The organism is Paraburkholderia sp. PAMB 6770 (genome assembly GCF_057748135.1).
In genome coordinates this window covers 411422-430191 of record NZ_CM173238.1, presented here as the reverse complement: position 1 = coordinate 430191, position 18770 = coordinate 411422, and the positions used below count along the sequence as shown (strand labels likewise).

The window sequence follows — 18770 nt, the reverse complement described above, 5'->3', positions numbered from 1 at the left end:
GCGTGCGCTCCGGGGGCATGGGTTCAGGCGCGCGCACAGCCTTGCGTCTTGCGTCTTGCGTCCTGCGTCCTGCGTCCTGCGTCCTGCGTCCTGCGTCCTGCGTCCTGCGTCCTGCGTCCTGCGTCCTGCGTCCTGCGTCCTGCGTCCTGCGTCCTGCGTCCTGCGTCCTGCGTCTTGCGTCTTGCGTCTTGCGTCTTGCGTCTTGCGTCTTGCGTGACAGTGCGCGGCCCCGCCATGCTTCAGGCCGCCTTCGCGGCGCTCTGCGCGAAATACGCGTCGATCGACGCGGCTGCGACCTTGCCGTCCTGCACCGCCTGCACGGTCAGATCGACGCCGCCGGTCGCCGCGCAGTCGCCGCCGGCCCAGACGCCGGCCAGCGACGTGCATCCGTGCGAGTCGACCGCGATGCGGCTGCCGTCGAGCGTCAGCAGCTCGCGGGCCAGTCCGGCCGGCACGAGCGTCTGGCCGATCGCCTCGAGCACCATGTCGGCTTCGATGACGAAGCGCTCGGGCGCATCGCCCGCCGTTCGCTCGAATTCGACGCCGCTCACGCGGCCGTCTTCGCCGAGAAAACGCACCGGCCGCGCGTGGGTGATCAGCGTCACGCCCTGGGTCTGCGCGAACGCGCGCTCGGCCGCTGTGGCGCTCATCGCGTCGACGCCGCGGCGGTACGCCATCGTCACGGTCGTCGCACCGAGCTTGCGGCTCTGCACGGCCGCATCGATCGCGGTATTGCCGCCTCCGATCACGACGACGCGGCGTCCGACCGGCACGCTCGCCCGATCCTCCGCGCTGCGCAGCGCCTCGATGAAATCGACCGCGCTGCCCACGCCCGCCAGCGCTTCGCCGGCCACCTCGAGCGCGCGCACGCCGGCCAGGCCGATTGCGAGAAACACCGCGTCGTGCTGCTCGCGCAGCGCGTCGAGACTCACGTCGCGGCCGAGCGCGACGCCGGTCCGCACGTCGATGCCGCCGACCGAGCACAGCCACGCGAGCTCGCGCTGCGCGAAATCGTCGACCGTCTTGTATGCCGCGATGCCGTACTCGTTCAGACCGCCGCCCTTGCGATGCGCGTCGAACACCGTCACGCGATGGCCGGCGAGCGCGAGCCGGTGCGCGCACGCGAGCCCGGCCGGTCCCGCGCCGAGCACCGCGACGCGGCGGCCCGTGTCGGCCGCGCGGCGAAACAGCGGCTCGCCGCGCGCCATCGCCCAGTCGGTCGCGTAGCGCTGCAGCGCGCCGATCTCGACCGCGCGGCCGTCCTGATGGTTGCGCACGCAAGCACCCTCGCAGAGGATTTCGGTCGGGCAGACGCGCGCGCACATCCCGCCGAGCGGGTTCGCCGACAGGATGTCGAGCGCCGCGCCCTTCAGATTGTCGTGGCTGATCTTGCGGATGAAGCCGGGAATGTCGATCGCGGTCGGACACGCGCTCACGCACGGCGCGTCGTAGCAGTAATGGCAGCGGCTCGCTGCGGCGGCCGCCGCGGCGGGATCGAGCAGCGGGGCGATGTCGGCGAACTCGCAGGCGAGCTGCGCCGCCGACAGACGATGCGCGGCGATGTCGCCGGTGTGCTTGATGGTCATGGACATCCTCGTTCGAAGTGAAGGCACGACCTCGCCCGCCGGCTGCGCGAGCGTGCAGCCGGACCGGTCGCGGCGGCCCGATCAGAAGCGGTCGGACTGGGTGCGGGTGCCGCGGCGCCCGCGCTATCGGGTCAGGCTCATGAAGCGGGTTCGCAGGCGCGCGCGAGCATCGCGTGCAGCAGCACGTTCGCGCCCGCCTCGATCCATTCGGGCGTCGCGTCCTCGATCTCGTTGTGACTGATGCCGTCGACGCACGGCACGAACACCATCGACGTCGGCGCGACCTGGGCGAGATAGCACGCATCGTGGCCGGCGCCGGACACCATGTCGCGATGGCTGTAGCCGAAGCGTTCCGCGGCGGCGCGCACGGCCTTCACGCAGGCCGGATCGAACGCCACGGGGGCGTAATAGAAAATCTGTTCGAGCTGGAGATCCAGACCGATGCCGCCGGCAATCTTCGCCACGCCGTCGCGCAGCGCGGCATCCATCCTCGCGAGCACCGCGTCGTCCGGATGACGAAAGTCCACGGTGAAGAACACGCGCCCCGGAATCACGTTGCGCGAGTTCGGATGCACGTGCATCATCCCGACCGTCGCGCAGCCGTACGGCGCATGATCGAGCCCGATGCGGTTGACCAGATCGACGACCCGCGCGGCACCGAGCAGCGCGTCGCGACGGCGGGGCATCGGCGTCGGGCCGGCGTGCGCTTCCTGACCGGTCAGCGTGATTTCGTACCAGCGCTGCCCCTGCGCGTCGGTGACGACGCCGATCGTCTTGCGTTCGGCTTCGAGAATCGGCCCCTGTTCGATGTGCAGCTCGAACGCCGCGTGCAGCGGGCGTCCGCCGCACGGCACGTCGCCCGCATAACCGATGCGCTGCAACTCCTCGCCGATCGTCTTGCCGTCGACATCCTTGCGCGAGCGCCCGTAGTCGAGCGTGAACACGCCGGCGAACACGCCGGAGGCGACCATCGCGGGCGCGAAGCGCGAGCCTTCCTCATTGGTCCAGATCACCACCTCGACCGGATGCTCGGTCTCGATACGGTGATCGTTCAGGCTGCGGATCACTTCGAGGCCGCCGAGCACGCCGTAAATGCCGTCGAAGCGGCCGCCGGTCGGCTGCGAATCCGCATGCGAGCCGGTCATCACCGGCAGTGCGGACGGATTGCGTCCCGCGCGGCGCATGAACACGTTGCCCATCTGATCGACCGACACCGTGCAGCCCGCCTCCTTCGCCCAGCTCACGATCAGGTCGCGTCCTTCGCGATCGAGATCGGTGAGCGCGAGCCGGCATACGCCGCCTTTCGGCGTCGCGCCGATCTTCGCCATCGTCATCAGGCTGTCCCACAGCCGCTTGCCGTCGACCCGGATCGACGTGTCCGGTGCGGCCTGCCGCAACGCTTCGGATACTGCATTCATGCGTCTCGCTCCTGTTCGAAGATTCGACCGTGTTGCGCTCCGTGATGGACACGCGCGCTGCCGTGCCCCGACCCTGCCGATGAAACAGGTGCATCGGCGCCGGATCGTGGGGCACGCGCGCACGACCCCGGTGCACGTCGTGCGACACCCTGCGTGCTTCCGACCGGCCCGGTTCCGGCGCTTCTCAAATCCTGTCCAGTCGGACAGGTTTTAGACGATTAGCATCGACAAATCAATGCTTTTCGCTTGGAGAAAAGCAGAGCGAGAAGCGTGCCATCGCAGTGCAGCACGCACGGCCGAGCGCGTGCGGGGTCGGGTGTCTGAAAATGGCCGAGCGGCTAGAATGAAGCGCGACGCGCGATGCGCGCCACCTGAGGTCACGATGAAACACGACGAAGGCGCCCCCGGGACGACCGGGCAGGACGACACCACGCCCCCCTTGCGGCGGCGCAAAGCTCATATCCGCGAATCGAACGAAGCCCATCTGCTCGCGTGCGCGGAGGCCGTGTTCGCCGAGCGCGGCTTCGAGGGCGCGAGCACCGCGCTCATCGCCGAACGCGCGGGCCTGCCGAAGGCCAATCTGCACTACTACTTCCCGACCAAGCTTGCGCTCTACCGGCGCGTGCTCGAAGACCTGTTCGAAGACTGGCATCGCGCGGCGGACACGTTCGAGGCGAGCGACGATCCGGTCGTCGCGATCAGCGGCTACGTGCGCGCGAAAATGGAACTGTCGCGACGGCGCCCGAACGGCTCGAAGGTGTGGGCGAACGAGATCATCCAGGGCGCCGGACACATGCAGGACATCCTCACGCAGCGCGTGAAGCCGTGGCTGGAAAGCCGCGTGACGGTGATCGACGACTGGATCGCGCGCGGGCTGCTCGCGCCGCTCGATCCGAAGACGTTCATGTACATGATCTGGGCCACCACGCAGCACTACGCGGATTTCGATGCGCAGATCCGCGCGCTCGGCGGCAAGCGTGCGCTCACCCAGAAGGCGTTCGACACGTCGAGCGACGAAGTCGTGCGGCTCGTGATCCGCGCATGCGGCGCGGCCTCGCCACGGCGTAGCGGGTCGTAGCGGTGCATGAAGCGGAGCGCGCGCCCGGCTTCAGGATGAACGCGTTACCCGCTGCGATAGCAACCGGGACCATCCAGCAGGGCAGCATGCGTGGAAAGTTGCAAGGCGTGATGCCCGCGACGACATCAGGCGGCCGACGCACAGTCCCGTTGTCCATGCCGGTCGAGACGTGCTCGGTGTAATCGCGCTTGAGCCGTTGAGGGATGCCGCACGCGAATTCGATCGCGTCTCGCCGTCGTAGTTGACGCGACGCTTGATGCTCATTCGAGGCGCGCGCCCTTGTGCGTCAAGATGAGCGATACGTAGGCATAAGTCCCTGCCACTTGCTCCGGTCGAGCGCCGTCGCCTCGCCGTGCTTCCAGCGCCATTCGATGTACCGCTCCGGGGCATCGATGGTTTGAGGATGACCCAGACAGACGCAACGGCCTGTGCGCCGTTTGTAATCGCACCTTGCACACGCGCTTTTTCGCGGAGGCGCCCGGACGGCAGCAGCACGTCGGCCGTTTCGATTTGAGCGATTTCGGACACGCGCATGCCGCACGTGAAGCGCAGCAGGAGGATCAATACGTCGCGTTCTGGATGACGGCGGGTCGCCTCTGCCACGCGAAGGCGATGGAGGATATCCGCATTTGTCGGTTGATGCGCCCGCGGAATGCTGCGGCGCGAGTCGAGCAGCCGTGGGAAGGCGCGGACCAGTTGGCTCGATGCGATCCGCTTCGGTCAGACGACCTTCTCCGAAGCAGTCAGACGGTCGAATCCAGGTTTTGCGAACTAGAGCGCCATAAAGCGGCCGTTGGTGACCTCACCCAATCGGCCAGGACCGGTCAGTCGACGAAGAACATGTCCAGATTGCCGATCGTCAGGCTCTTGTCCCAGTGGCGTAGAGATGATCGACGCAGTATGCGCTGCCGGTCAGCTGATTTTTGTCGCACCCGTTCCACATGCATTTTGCAGCCGCATTTCCCCCACGCGACAGAGCAAGATGTTCCTTTCGCTGAGCCTTATCAGAGGCGCTCCAGCTCTCAGCGTCGGCGACCTTTACCGCAAGCTGAATCTGGTATTTTTCCCACTCATCGGCAGCCCATAGCTGTCCGCATGCTGGGCATCGTAAAAGCGCTCTCCAGGAGCCAGCATCCACGTGCTGGAAGCCGGGAAACAGGGAAGATAAAGTTCCGTCAATCCGGCGTATTGCAGGCTGATCGTGGCAATCACATTTCATGGGTATACCGCAGTCGCTCATCGCTGAATGAAAGGCATCAATGATGCACTATTTCGGATGACCGCTATCGCGCATAACGAACGTCGCCTTCGGGTCGGGTGCTGCCGATCGGGGCCTCGCGAGGTCCGAGCCGTGTATGCCAGTTGCATCAGACGGCAGCCGGCCAGGAGCTGCCAGTCGCGATCACCGACGAGTGGTCGTTCGAGTGACTGCTTCACTCAACAACTGGACCTTACGACCGCTTGCATTGAAGCCTCTATCGGACAACTAGGACGCCTACAACAACGCCAAGACGCCGTGCTTTATGCCTGCGCTCGTCGCCAATAAAAACATTGCGATGAGGCTTAGACGCGTTAAACAAATCAACGCGTTTAAAATGATCTCTCCGCCCAGCGCGCATAGCAGAACGCTTAGCCTAACTGTCACCGACTCGGTTGCAAACAGATGCATTACTTCTACCAACGGCACTTGGCGCGCATATCCATGAGCTGCGCCTCTCTTCAGAGGCCAAGATTTCCGGCTTTTTGTCATCCTGCGACTCCATACACTGATGTTGTTGTCAGTGTCTGCGCATGGGCCGCGTTGCGAAATCCCGTTGCATGCACGATGCGCATGATGCTAGCTCGGTGCGCAGCCTGCTTGCAGAGTTCTATCCCACCTTCTTTCTTCTCCACTCGCGTACCCAGCGAGCAACAACGACCTCGCTTTGAAGCAAGTCGGGCCATTTGTCGCACATATCGCGCGCAAAAGCGGCCGCACTTGGATACTTTGAAGGAGACCGTTCCCACATCTGCCACAGTTCGTTAACCTCAAGCTTCACCGTCTGGATCGGGGATTTCTTGTGCCGGGCTCTTGCGGCTCGCGACATCCGCTCACGGCTAGATTCCATTTCGAAATACATGGCCATTTCCATATGGTTACTCCAACGCGCAATCGATGCGAACCGCCATGCCAGTCCCAACTCGTAGAGCGCGTGTTCCTTGCTTTTCGATTCGAAGTGCACGATCAACTGATCTAAAACAGCCAAACCCGTAGCTGCACAAAGATTCCCTATGGTCGCAAATGGTTCATCCGAAAATTCGCGAAATGAATACTTCATCGGAGAAAGGTAAGGACCTTCGTCCAATTCACTGCCCTCATGCCAACCTTCAAACATGATTAGGAGAGATTCGAGGGGTGTATCTCCGTCTCGGAGTAATATATTCGCGAGGCACTCGTCCGTAGAAATCTTGCGGGATCGATGGGCGAAACGCCAAACTTTATTCCATATCTCGACAGCCCAGTCGACAAATCTCTGGGTATCTTCGAGGTTGTGTTCGAACATCCTCACATGGATATGACCATCTTGTGCCGTTTCAGTGAAATCGTAACCTCGGACCTGTTCACTTAGTTCTAGTGCCACCGGGGCAAAATACTCAGGCAACCGTGCGGAAGTCTCATGCGCCAGATACGCCGTAAGAACCCCGCTTTTAAATTTGTATTCCATCTGTCGACTCATTCTTCGATGCGTTGTCCGAGAATACCAGAATGGAATTTGTAAATGCCGCTCTTCTCTTAGCCAACCGCTCCGCGGCCCACTAGCGTGCCACACGTACGACCGCTGTATCTTGGAAGCGGCCATCGTCCCCGCTCAAGTGCGTAGGTCCGCTTGGGGTCGTGCTGCGTCAGTCCACTCCCCAAACTCATCGCTCGGAAACGGTCACTGGAATTCAGCGGCCCGCAAGCGGCCATTCGGCAGTGCGTACTCTCGACCCGAAAGAGACCTTCTCGCCTCTCCAAAGCTGCCCTTCGCGATCGGTCAATTCGCATCACTTAGCATGGCCACTTGCTCAGCGCTGCAGACGAAAGGCGGTCAGCGTTGTACTTTACAGACTTTATATTTTAGCCATCCTAGGATACTCGGATCAGTAACTGCTTTGGGATGCGTATCATTCAGCGTCAGATACCCATAGAATCCGCCATTTTGGTCGACGATAACTGGTGGATCAGATGCCATGTCGTTGCATGGGCTTTCGGAAGATATATCCGATCCGTACCGACCTATGTCATTGAAGATGCTCTGCGGCGAGATGTCGGAACCATATTGACCGATATCATTTTGAACTGAGTCGGGTGCCACATCTGAGCAGTTCAGACAGCCCAAATAGACGTCGTGGCTACTGCCCCCGAACAACATAAGTTTGACTTGAGCCTGCCCCTGTGCCACGACGGGAGCTGTTATCAGGATGATTAGAAAGAATATCTTTCTAATAGTCATTTTCCGTCCCGATCTGTTTGTCAATTGTACTGAGGGTTCAGGCGATTGCTGGTCCACGCGGTCCGCTACGTTAGCAACTTGTTCAGATCGACCGGGAGCTTGGCTTGGTGAAGTTCCTTTGCCAGTTGATAGCGCCACGCGCCTCGGTCGTCCAACTCGATGAACAGGATTCCGCTGTAATCGGACGGCATTTCCACCCCTTGCTCGTATAGAGCACAAACCTTATTGCGTCCAAGTAGCCCCAAAAAATAGCCGAGCTCGAAAACTACGTTTTGTCTCGCACGGCTCCGATATTTCGCAACCTCGTCATCGTGGAGGCCGCCGCGGTCGTCCGCGGTCATCACCACTACGGCAAATTTCACATCAGCATGCCCCTCAAATTTTTCGATGATCGTCTTCCCCTCATTCGGCTTCTCGTGCAGGATCGACACTGCAAGCCCGAGCTTCTCGATGCATCGTGCGACCGTCTCCTTGAGACCATCGTTGCGTCCATGGACCAGAAAAACGTCTGCGACCTTTGCAGTGCTAGCTTCACTCAAGGTTACGATCGCCGAATCGGACTTAACTTCCTGTCCGATCGAAACGAGGACCTCACTCACGATCCCTTCAGAAAGGGACGGGACATCCATCGTCCAGATGTCGCTTTCGAGTACCGCCACTGTGTCCTCAGGTTTCACGATGTCGCCTGGATTAACTAGAATCTCGATCACCCGCGTGATCCCAACGCCTTCCATTTCTATGTCCGGGACCCGGACGCTTGTGTTTGCCATCTTTCTCAGGAATCCATTCGTTTTCAGGGAATGTGGAATAGGCCGCATGGCCCGTACGCCAATGTGAGTTCCACCCGAGCTAACCTACCCCTACAAACTGTTCTTCGCCTGACCTCGAGCCGTCAAGCGTGCAATAACGATTCGTCTGCGGTGCACCTCGATTGTCGACTATTCTGGTGAGCTGGTCGATCGGCTGTAATTGGCTGAATGCGTGCCCAATGCAAACCGCATATTTGCGCTTTGCTCATCGACGACGGTGTCCGGCAGCACGCGACCCACAACTGTCGGTCGTAACGGCGCGTGTTCAACGGCCGCTCGCAAGAGACAACGGCCTTCGACCGTGAAAGCACAGATGGTTGGAAGTTTGGCTCCAGTAGGACACGCGTCGATTGCGATGACGGCGCGCTACGAAGAAGACAATCCTGTACGATTGAAGTAAATCTGTGCCGATGTCATTTGACACGGTGAAGAATAGAGACTTCTTGGCGAGTGGCTTATGTCTGCATCTGGTAACCGTCGGTTCGAACCGCGACTTTTAGGTTTTATTGTTTTTGTGATTGTTGCCATTTCTATCCTTCCAAGTGGAGGCCTCGCAACACAAACTAATCCTGACTATAGAAGTCAGGCAATTGGAGTCGCGATAGGCCCAGTCATTTTGATCGGCTGGTGGTTTCGGACAGCGATAGTAGGAAGTACGTACCGCATGCGTATCGGCGGAATGACAGAGGTTGGGCCGGGAGTTTCTTGGTTTTTGGGATTGTTCGCGGCGACTGTTATTGCTTTCTTGTCAATTTCGGCTGTTTCACTTGAGATGAATCGGCGTGAAGGCGTTGCCTATTCAGAAATTTATGATGTAACGGGAAAGTACGAAAATCACGGGAAAAACGAGTGCTACGGGTTGATCTTAACGAAGGAACACGATCCATCTGATAGATTCCGTATTTGTGTGTCGCAATCTGAATACAGCACAACAGAGGTCGGAGGCAGAATGCTGATCAATGGCATTCGATCTCGCTACGCGAATGAAATGCTCAGCTTCAAAGCGGTTTCCGAGGCACAGCCAAACGGTCTGACGTCAGCAATCAAGCCGTGACGGCCCATGGATTCCGCTTCCCCCTAAATTCGTGTAGGCCTGCTTTCGGCTACACCAATGCCGGTCGAATGTCGGGGTGCCCCTCCCGGTGGGCAATTCATGTTGGCCGGACGGCGCCGAGCAGAAAGCAACCCTTCTCAGCCATTGGACCTCCCGGCAGACAAATGGCCGCTTACCACTGTATATCTGTGGTAAGTATCGTAGATCACGTTGACGCCACTATTAGTAATCGAGCTGCGTTATGAGCAACGCCTACCAGCCCTCCGACTTCGATGTCGAAAAATTCGTTGATTTGCTGTGCGCCTGCTATCCGGGAAACTACAATGATTTTGAGATGCCCGAGGCGTGTCTGAACCAGTGTACGGGCGCACAAGGCGAGGCGCTACCAGATAGGTTCGATGCGAGGTAATACGAAGTTTTGCTCGCGTTTCAACGAGGAACATCGCTTTCGCAAATTCTTCAAATTTTGCGGCAGCTTCGAAAAAAATAAACTGCGCCGCATCGCAGGTATCCGGATTGTTTAGCTTGACGGGCGCCGTTGCAGTACCTGTATAACCGTTTAAAACAATCTTAACATAGAGTTCGCGAGCCCTCTCGACATCACGGATGAACGCACTCGCGGAAGATGTTACAAAGGCTTTTGTGACTCTAGGCGGTGGCATCGTATTGTGACTTTTCTAGATATTGTGGTAGCTGGACATTCTGACGTTAAGTCCACTAACTGTGCAAGCAGAAAGTCTTATTAACCTGACGTGAGCGTCTCCAATACCCGAATCACGCCTCTCCAATCCTTGGGTATGTGTTGCTCACCAAAGGATGTCTGCGCAGGTTTGCGGTTACCGGTTCACTCCGCCCACCCAAAGCAGACATTCGAATGTCAAATCCACACGTTACATGTACGTCGCTTCCTAGCCGCACCCGGACCGACAACGCCGCCTCGACGTTTGACGCCGCAGGGAGGTCTCAACCCGACCCCAAGCGGTCTCTCGCCGGGCGCCAAAGCGCTCACTCGTCCGTACCCCAGCAATTACTTTGCTATGCGCTGGCCTTCTGGTTACAGGTCACGAAACGCAGGGTGGTATAGGGGCGATAAGGCGCCATACCTGCTGGCTACGCGCGTGCAGGTAAGAGGCCGACACCATACCGGAAGAGGTTATGCAGCCGCCCCGAGGTCTTCCGGGTAATTCGCCAACCCATCCACTACAAACCGCTTGAGTGGAAGAAATGAAGGGCATTTCTTTTCAACTTTCCTGAGATCAACATGCTGTGCCAAGAGTTTATTCTTATTCGTATTGAAGCGCGGCTTCAGTGACTGATCTACACTTAGTTTTCTTATTAACTCTTTTGGCTTTGCTACGCTCTCTGGATTCGGATACTTTTTATCGATTTCCTTATCCAACTTCCATCCTGACCAAACTTTTGTCACGCAGGAAATATCGGCAAAAAACCATGCCTCAAGTTCCTCTTTCGGGATCAGAAGGCAAAATTTCCCCTTGGCATTAACTTTTTTAACAATCCGATCTATGACAAGTTGACGCCTATTATCCGACGCATGGCCATCGCAATCGTGAACGATAACGAATTTATTAACCTCTTTTTTTGCGAGTATATTTAGTACGCGCGCTCCTTGCTTGACTAAATCCCCACAGCCATCGAATCCGCATCCGTCAACGTCGACCTTCTTTGGCGCGATGCGCTCAATGAACACCTTCACCGCCTCATAATCAGTTTCGTCTTCCGCGATAACAATATACATTCACTGCTCCAAGAGTCTCACGTATTCAGAAAGCTGCCCTTCTTCGTTGATAAATTTCTTTGCATCCTCGAGTTCAGCGTCCGTCAGCGATCTGCATCTAGTCTTTCCCTTCACGTTCATAACGATGCGCAAATCCGTTGCAGGAACGCTATTCACCACGGACGGCGAATGGCTCGTCATGAAAAATTGAGTCGGAGAAGCGTAGCTGTGGATCACACGCATCAGCTTCCCCAACAAACCCGGATGTATGCCGTCTTCTGGTTGTTCGACGAGCATGACCGTGGAGCGGTCATATAACAAAGCAACGATTAGCTGCAGAATGCGCCGTGTGCCAAACGACAACCCTTGGTAGGCCACAACAGCCGATTCAGCGCCAGGCACAAAAAAATTCACTGTGTACATCGAGTTCAGTGCATTAGACGCGTTTAACTCCATTTGATCGCCGCCGACCCTATTTTTAGTTTTTGTGGAATAAGCTGTTGCGGTAACTCTTATGTTTTTTATGATATTAAGCTCATTTCCCCCTAAAATTTCAACTATCTCGTCGAATATCTCTCTTTTGTCTTGATATAGGCGAATTAAACGGTACAACACAGCATCCCCGCCTGACAAATCGTCATCCTCGTCTTGCAGCCAAGCCGAATATTGCTCCTGCCTGATAAAGAAAGATTTGGAGCGCAGATCGTCGAGAGCGTAGTAGCGGATCCCCGACAGAAAATCACGAACTTCTTTGATGGACTGCCGGGCACTCGTACCCGAAGCGATACTGAGCGCAAGATTGAACGTGCGTGTGAGGCCCGTTGGGAGCGCGACTACCTGACGACGTCGGCCGTTCGCGATGGTAATGGACTCGCCAGTTCTCTCAAACAGTAACTTTTCCTGACCACGGCTCCCTACTTCACACAATTTGTCGTCGTACATCATCCCGATACCTAGCGCCTGATCGTTGGTGCCCGAGAAGCCTCGCGTAACTAAGGAATAACGATATGTGCGGTCGCTCAATCTTAGTGTCAGCGAGACCGAGGATTTTTCAATAAAGGGAGCCAGCGCAGGTATGCCCGAACCGACGGCGACATTCGCCGTCCATTCCAACGCTGAAAGAATATTCGTCTTTCCAGCACCATTCCTGCCAATCAACAACGTAGAGTGGGTCGCGCCCACTATTTCCACGTCACGGCAAGTCCTGAAGTTCTCTATACGGAATGAGGTAATCATCGCTCAACATAGGGCCAGGTTAGTTTGGTGGCGACGATTCTCTCACGGAAGGCGATTGCGAATGCCATAAAGTAACGGGCTTATGTGCGGTAATTCGTTTGATCGCAGGGCCAATCGCTCGCTTCCAAGCGGGAGGGAAAACGCTTGCATTTGGTTTCACCCCGCAAGGGGGCGCTCAACGATAGATGCGATCGACGCGCCTCAGTTCTGAGAAAATTTTTGAGCGTAGGCTACGGAGCGGTTGGCTCTGTGCCAGATTGACGACGATCCTCCCACGTGCGTCGAACGACCGTTCCTGGCCGGGTTGAGCCAGTGCCACGGGCAATTTGCTAACCGGAAACTGGTCATTGAGCGGGGGCCGGCGAGACCTTAGCTATTCGGAAGTGGATGGCGACCTCGACCGGCGGCGCCTGGCCAGCGATCACCCGACGACCAAGCGCAACGATATCCGCCGGTAACCTGCCCGGCGATTTTCGGATCGGTAGAAACTTGAGAGAATGGCTTCCAACGGAGAGAAGGAAGTCATGAAGAAGAGCCGGTTCACGGAAGAACAGAGGGTTACGATCCTGCGCGAGGCGGACAGGATTCCGCTCCCGTCGATATCGCCATGACTACGTTCCCAGCGTCCAGCACGCCGCGCTCCCCGCGAATCCTGCTGGTTGGCTTGTCGCCCGGCATCGGGAATATGCATCTGCCTCGACATCTGGCGCGCGTGGGTCTCGAGGTCGTCTTCGCCGGCGTCAGGACCTGCATGGCATCGCGTTCCGGCCACGTCCGGGCGTTCTTCCCGTGGCCGTCCGATGGCGGCGGCCTGGCGGTGGAGCCGTTTATCGACTGCGTCCGGCAGACGCTGCCTCAATGGGTGATCCCCCTTGACGAGTTGTCCGCTCAGGTGCTCCAGCAAATCGGCATCGGGCAGCTGCAGGGCGGCACGATGCCGCTGCCCGCCGATGTGGTGGCGCGGGTGCGCCGCTCGCTCGGCAGTCCGGCCGGCTATCCGCTTTTCGCCGCGCGCCGCCGCGCTTTCGAGACCGCCCAGGCCGCACGTATCCCGGCAGCGCCGCAAGCGGACGTGGCCACGTTTGAAGCCTGCGTTCAGTTTGCCCAGGCGCATGGGTATCCGGTCGTGCTCAAACAGGAGACTTCCAGCGGGGGCGTAGCCGCGTTCATCGTCGACAGCGAGGCGGCCCTGCGCGAACGGGCCGCGCGCGGCCCGTTCGGCAACGCGGGACAGCCGTGGATCATCCAGCGCTTCATCCCGGGGGTGCTCGGCATGCACGCCGTCTTTGCCGAGCAGGGCCGCGTGCTGGCGAAACTGAGCGCCGTGCAGATCAGCAGGCGCAGCGACAATCCCACCGCGCCCAGCAGCGTGGTCAGGCTGCTTCAGCACGATGCGATGGCCGCCAGTTGTGCCGCATTCGTGGCAAACACCGGCGCCTCGGGATTCCACGGCTGGGATTTCCAGCTGGACGAAGCCGGAAACGCGCTGATGATCGAGCACAATCCCCGCGCCATTTCCATCTCCCATCTCGGGTACCTGCTGGGCGACGATCTATGCCAGGCCCTCGCCGACACGTGCGGCGCGACCGCCGGTAACCGGACACCCGGCGCGCGTGGCGAACGCCACGTGGCGCTCTTTCCGGACGAGTGGTACCGCGATCCGCTCAGCCCAATGCTTTACGAAATATTTCACGACGCGCCCTGGGACGACCGGCCACTGTTCTCGGCCGTGTTGCAGGAAAACATCCGCTTCGCCTAGCCGCGCCACACACCCGCCCACCCGCACGCTCACCCGCGCGCCGTTCACCAAGGCTAAAGCTCGAGCCGCGCGTTGCCGTTTACCCATTCAGGTTTCATGCGGCCCGCCGCGGTAACAGTCTGTGAGAAGCGATCGCACGCCGGCGCGTCGCTCGGGCAGCGCCCGTTGGCGCGCATGCGCGGGAAGCGGGCCACCTCGTTCAAGGACGAACACCGTAAGGTCTTGCTTGCGCAGATCGTCATGTATTAAGTTTCGGAAACAATTTCCAAGAACTATCGCACCCGGGTATACGCCATGAACCGCAATCCAGCCCATCCCAGGGGACGCACCATCGCTGTTGCAATCGCGGGCGTCATTTCCGGCGCAAGCCCCCTCGCGGCGAAAGCGAACTGTGGCATCAACGGAACGATTAGCAGCAATACCAGCGAAATCGGCTGGTCATCGGGGGACTGTACGATCGCCCCGAACGTCACGCTCTCCAACTACAACACGCAGACGGCCTTGCTCGCCACCGGCTCGTCGCTGGGAACGCTGACCAATAGCGGCACCATCGCCGGCTTCATGTATGGCCTGCTCAATTCGGGCACCCTCGGCCAGCTCACCAACAACAGCGCCGGCCAGATCCTCGGCCTGAGCGTCAGCGCGGCCGGTCTGCGCAACAACGGCACGATCGGCACGCTGACCAACAACGGCAAGATCGGTGCCGGCAGCACCGGCATCTGGAACAACGGCAGCATCGGCACGCTAAGCAACAGCGGTACGATCAGCGGCTACGGCGGCTACGGCTACACGTCGTTCAACGGGATCAACAACACCGGCCGCATCGCGGTGCTGGACAATAACAGCGGCGGCGTCATCGTCGGCGGCAGCTCGGGCATCCAGAACAGCGGCAGTATCGGCAGCCTGAGCAACAGCGGCACCATCACCACGTCCGCCGATCCCGACGATCCCAACAGATACGGCATCGCCAATGACGGCAGCGGCACGATCGGCACGCTCGTCAACCAGAGCGGCGGCTACATCGCCGGCGGCAACACCGGCATCCTCAACAGCGGCTCCATCGGCACGCTGTCCAATACCGGCACGATCATCTCCACGAATTACGACGGCATCTACAATTCCGGCACCATCGGCCTGCTCGACAACATGGGCACGATCAGCGGAAACGAGGCCATCTACAACCCCGGCACGATCGGCACGCTGACGAACAGCGGCACGATCACAGGCTCGTTTCGGGCCTTGTCCATCGACGTCAACGGTTCGATCGGGGTCGTCCAGAACAGCGGCCTGATTGCCGGCAATATCGCGAACGACAGCAGCAACGTGCTGACCCTGTCCGGCAACGGCGCGGTCATGGGCACCTTGACCGGCTACGGCGGAGCGATCGGCACCATTCTCAATACCGCGTCGGATCTGGATTTCGGAAGCGGCAGTCTGCTGCTCAACGACAAGATCGAAGCCGGCAGCCATACCGTCAACAACAACGGCGCGACGCTGCAGGTGGATGCGCCGGTCACGATCACGGGCAACTACAACCAGGCTGAGAATGCGACCCTGCTGTCGGGCGTCACATCGGCCTCGAACTACGGCGAACTGGTGGTAAGCGGCAATGCGACCGTGGCATCCGGCTCGTCGATCGGGCTGAAGAGCCTGGGGTATGCGTTCGCGGCGGGCCAGCGCTATATCGTGATCGCCGCGGCGGGCACGGGCGCCTATAACGAAGGCAGCCTCCATTATTCGGCGACGGGCTTCGCCGGCTCCATCAGCGGTCAAAACGTGACAAGCGGCAGTCAGCAGGAACTGGTGCTGACGCTGAACAGCTCGCCCACGCCCTCACCCACGCCCTCACCCACGCCGTCGCCTTCACCGTCGCCTGCGCCGACACCCTCGCCATCACCGACACCAACGCCGTCCCCGTCCCCTACGCCGACGCCCGCCACCGCGCCCAATTCGGTGGCGTCGCTGGGCGGGCTCGGGAAGTACACCGGCTACAACGCGAATCTGATGAACCTGCAGAACGCGGCGATCGCCGTGAATGCCTACGGTTCGACGGCCGAAGCGAATCGCGCCGGCGCGCAGCTCGCGCCGTCGCATACCGGGGCAGACGCACAGGGGGCGGCCGCCTCGACGTACGACGTGCTTTCGGTCGTCTCCGCGCATGCCGACGAAGCCCGCCTCGCGCAGGCCGACGGTTCGAGCGCATCGGGAATCGCGACCGGCGAGGCCGCGCCGCTGTGGAGCGTATGGGGTCAGGCGTTCGGCGGGCACGCGGGACAGGGGGCGATCGACCAGGTCGACGGCTACAGCGCCAACTACGGCGGGCTGCTGGTCGGCGCGGATCGCGCGCTCAACGATCATTGGCGCGCCGGCGGCGTGTTCAGCTACAGCAACACGCTGATCGACGAAACCGAAAACAGCGCCGGCGACTCCGCACGCGTGAACAGCTACGGCCTGCTCGGCTATGCGAGCTACACCGGTGCGCCATGGTATGTGAACGTCAGCGGCGGCGTCGTGCAGCAGCGCTTCGACACGACGCGCCAGATCGGCTTTACCGGCTTCTCGGGCGTCGCGAACGGCGCGTTCAGCGGGCAGCAGTATATTGCGCGCGTCGAGGGCGGCTATCCGCTCGCGCTCGGCCGCTTCACGCTCACGCCGCTCACCAGTCTCACGTACAGCTATCAGCATCAAAACAGCTATACGGAGACCGGCGGCGACGGCGCCGCGCTATCGGTCGATGCCGCGCACGAGACGTCGGTACGCAGCGCGCTGGGCGCACGGCTCGAACGCGGCTTCGAGACGCGCTACGGCATGATCGTGCCGCAGTTGCAGCTGCAGTGGATACACGAGTACGACCACACGCAGCAGACCACCGGCGCCAGCTTCGCAGCCGACCCGAGCGGGCAGACCGCGTTCACGACCGTCGGTCCGGTGCCGGTTTCGGATCTGGCGGACGTGTCGGTCGGCATCACCGTGCTGCGCGCGAGCAACCTGTCGCTGTCTGCGCGCTATGAATTGCAGGCCGCACCGCGCTTCGTCTCGCAGACCGGCGTGCTGCGGCTGCGGCAGCTTTTCTGAACGTGGGCGCAGCGGCGCGCGATCGCGCGCCGCTGCGCGGCCTGCCCGTTTGCCCGTTTGCCCGATTGCCGCGTCTGCCGCGCCTGCCGCGTCTGCCGCGTCTGCCGCGTCTGCCGCGTCTGCCGCGTCTGATCTCGCATCGGGCCTGCGGTGCGTCTTCCGTATTCGACGCAACGCGTCAGGCGGGCCCGGCTCGCCGGCGGCGCTCGTCGGCGAGCAACGCGATCCCTGCCAGCAGCGCCGGCGCGACGAGCACGAAGAAGACGCGGCTCGCGCTCCATGCCATGCTCAGCATCTGCGCGCCGGACAGAATGCTCAGCAGCGCGCCGCAGCGACCGGCCCCGTGCATCCAGCACGAGCCCGTCGCGCGCGCCCGGGTCGGATAGAAAACCGTAGGAAGCGCATTGACGCTGCAGATCGCGCCGATCAGGCAGAAGCCCAGCGCGAACGCCTGCAGCAGCATCAACGGCACCGAATGGAAGGCTAGCCCGAGGCCCAGAAACAGGGCGCCGCTCGCCACGCACGCAAGCGCGGGCACCTTGTGCAGATCGTGACGGTCCATCGCCCATCCGAGCACCAGGGCGCCGATCACGCCCCCCATCTGGTAGACGGCGCCGACTTTCGCGGCGTACTGAAAACTGAAGCCAGCTTCCTTGATCAGGCTCGGCAGCCAGCTGGACAGCAGATTGCTCGCGAAGAGCGCGCAGAAATAGGTCAGCCACAACATCAGCGTCCCGAAACGGTAACGCGTGGAGAACAGCAGTTTCGTCCCGGCGCGTCCGGGAGATTCGGCGGAAGCCATGAACGACGATTGCGCCGACGCTTCCCCGGGCGCCAGCCGTTCGACGATCGCGCGGATCCGGCCGGCGGGTGCCTCGCTCGCCACCAGAAAGCGAACGGACTCCGGCAGCGCGAACATCAGCACGGGAATCATCAGCAGCGCAATGCCGCCGCCGAGCGCGAACATGCTGCGCCAGCCCAGCACCGGGATGATCCACGCGGACAGGAAGCCCGCACAGGCCGAACTGAACGCCACGCCGCAGATGATGAACGCCACCGCAAGCGAGCGCATCCGTTCGGGCGCATATTCGGATATCAACGTGGCGGCATTGGGCACGACCGAGCCCACCCCCAGGCCGGTCAGAAACCGGTACAGGATCAGATGCGGCAGATCGTCGGCCGTTGCGCTCAGCAGCGTGGCTGCGCCGAAAACCGCGACGCTCAGCAAAAGCACCGACTTGCGGCCGAAGCGATCCGCGAGCGGTCCGGCCGCCAGCGCGCCGAGGACGAGCCCGATCTGCGTGACGCCCAGCGCGGGCGCCAGCGCATGACTGCTCACGTGCCACTGCTGTCGCAGCACCGGCACGATAAAACCCATCACGGCGAGATCGAACCCTTCCAGCGCGATGATGCAGAATCCCAGCCAAAGCACCCGCTTCTGCAGCCGCCCGATCGGACGACCGGCAATCATCGCGTGCACATCGATCACACTACCCGGCCTATTCACCCCGTCGTCCTTCACCCCATCAAGGGCCGTCATGTCA

Annotated in this window: 12 protein-coding genes and 1 pseudogene; 5 read left to right on the top strand and 8 right to left on the bottom strand. The window is 60.7% G+C overall.

The genetic code is table 11. From position 1 onward, the window contains the following. Window positions 1–239: 239 nt before the first annotated feature. Window positions 240–1586: an NAD(P)-dependent oxidoreductase gene (locus tag AC3AP7_RS02045; RefSeq protein WP_475766063.1), complete on the bottom strand. Its 1347-nt coding sequence runs from the start codon at window positions 1584–1586 to the stop codon at window positions 240–242. Window positions 1587–1723: 137 nt separating this feature from the next. Beyond that, window positions 1724–3004 carry a Zn-dependent hydrolase gene (locus AC3AP7_RS02040; protein WP_475766065.1) on the bottom strand — a complete coding sequence of 427 codons (1281 nt, stop codon included), beginning with the start codon at window positions 3002–3004 and terminating at the stop codon, window positions 1724–1726. A gap of 343 nt (window positions 3005–3347) precedes the next feature. Here AC3AP7_RS02040 and AC3AP7_RS02035 point away from each other — a divergent pair, with 343 nt between their 5' ends. Continuing rightward, a complete protein-coding gene (locus AC3AP7_RS02035) occupies window positions 3348–4082 on the top strand; it encodes a TetR family transcriptional regulator C-terminal domain-containing protein (protein WP_475766066.1) in 735 nt (244 codons plus the stop codon). Between the two features lies 1 nt (window position 4083). On the opposite strand, the pseudogene AC3AP7_RS02030 reads toward AC3AP7_RS02035, so the two are convergent. The 3 genes and pseudogenes from AC3AP7_RS02030 to AC3AP7_RS02020 all read right to left on the bottom strand — a co-directional run. Continuing rightward, window positions 4084–4311, bottom strand: a pseudogene (locus AC3AP7_RS02030) (aldehyde dehydrogenase family protein); the annotation flags it as partial. 1639 nt (window positions 4312–5950) lie between these two features. After that, window positions 5951–6787, bottom strand: coding sequence for a hypothetical protein (locus AC3AP7_RS02025; protein ID WP_475766068.1), 837 nt, complete (start codon window positions 6785–6787; stop codon window positions 5951–5953). An 836-nt stretch (window positions 6788–7623) separates the two neighbouring features. After that, window positions 7624–8292: a TIR domain-containing protein gene (locus tag AC3AP7_RS02020; RefSeq protein ID WP_488324815.1), complete on the bottom strand. Its 669-nt coding sequence runs from the start codon at window positions 8290–8292 to the stop codon at window positions 7624–7626. 532 nt (window positions 8293–8824) lie between these two features. Between AC3AP7_RS02020 and AC3AP7_RS02015 the strand changes: the two genes are divergently transcribed. Together AC3AP7_RS02015 and AC3AP7_RS02010 are read left to right on the top strand one after the other, a co-directional pair. Further along, the gene (locus AC3AP7_RS02015) at window positions 8825–9421 is read left to right on the top strand and encodes a hypothetical protein (protein ID WP_475766073.1); all 597 of its coding nucleotides are present in this window, start codon (window positions 8825–8827) and stop codon (window positions 9419–9421) included. Between the two features lie 241 nt (window positions 9422–9662). After that, window positions 9663–9830: a hypothetical protein gene (locus AC3AP7_RS02010; RefSeq protein WP_475766075.1), complete on the top strand. Its 168-nt coding sequence runs from the start codon at window positions 9663–9665 to the stop codon at window positions 9828–9830. Window positions 9831–10574: 744 nt separating this feature from the next. Here AC3AP7_RS02010 and AC3AP7_RS02005 read toward each other — a convergent pair. Continuing rightward, entirely contained in the window at window positions 10575–11177 is a 603-nt protein-coding gene (locus tag AC3AP7_RS02005; protein ID WP_475766076.1) for a DUF4276 family protein, read from the bottom strand. Beyond that, complete coding sequence (locus AC3AP7_RS02000) at window positions 11178–12392, bottom strand: AAA family ATPase (protein WP_475766078.1); 1215 nt, start codon at window positions 12390–12392, stop codon at window positions 11178–11180. It abuts the gene before it with no gap. Window positions 12393–12999: 607 nt separating this feature from the next. Between AC3AP7_RS02000 and AC3AP7_RS01995 the strand changes: the two genes are divergently transcribed. Both AC3AP7_RS01995 and AC3AP7_RS01990 read left to right on the top strand, forming a co-directional pair. Then, on the top strand, window positions 13000–14151 hold the full coding sequence (locus tag AC3AP7_RS01995) for an ATP-binding protein (RefSeq protein WP_475766079.1): 1152 nt from the start codon (window positions 13000–13002) through the stop codon (window positions 14149–14151). A gap of 294 nt (window positions 14152–14445) precedes the next feature. Continuing rightward, window positions 14446–17226 (top strand): autotransporter outer membrane beta-barrel domain-containing protein, encoded by a 2781-nt coding sequence (locus AC3AP7_RS01990; RefSeq protein WP_475766081.1) that lies wholly within the window; start codon window positions 14446–14448, stop codon window positions 17224–17226. A gap of 178 nt (window positions 17227–17404) precedes the next feature. Here AC3AP7_RS01990 and AC3AP7_RS01985 read toward each other — a convergent pair whose 3' ends face one another. After that, on the bottom strand, window positions 17405–18697 hold the full coding sequence (locus tag AC3AP7_RS01985; protein ID WP_487362692.1) for an MFS transporter: 1293 nt from the start codon (window positions 18695–18697) through the stop codon (window positions 17405–17407). Between the last annotated feature and the right edge of the window lie 73 nt (window positions 18698–18770).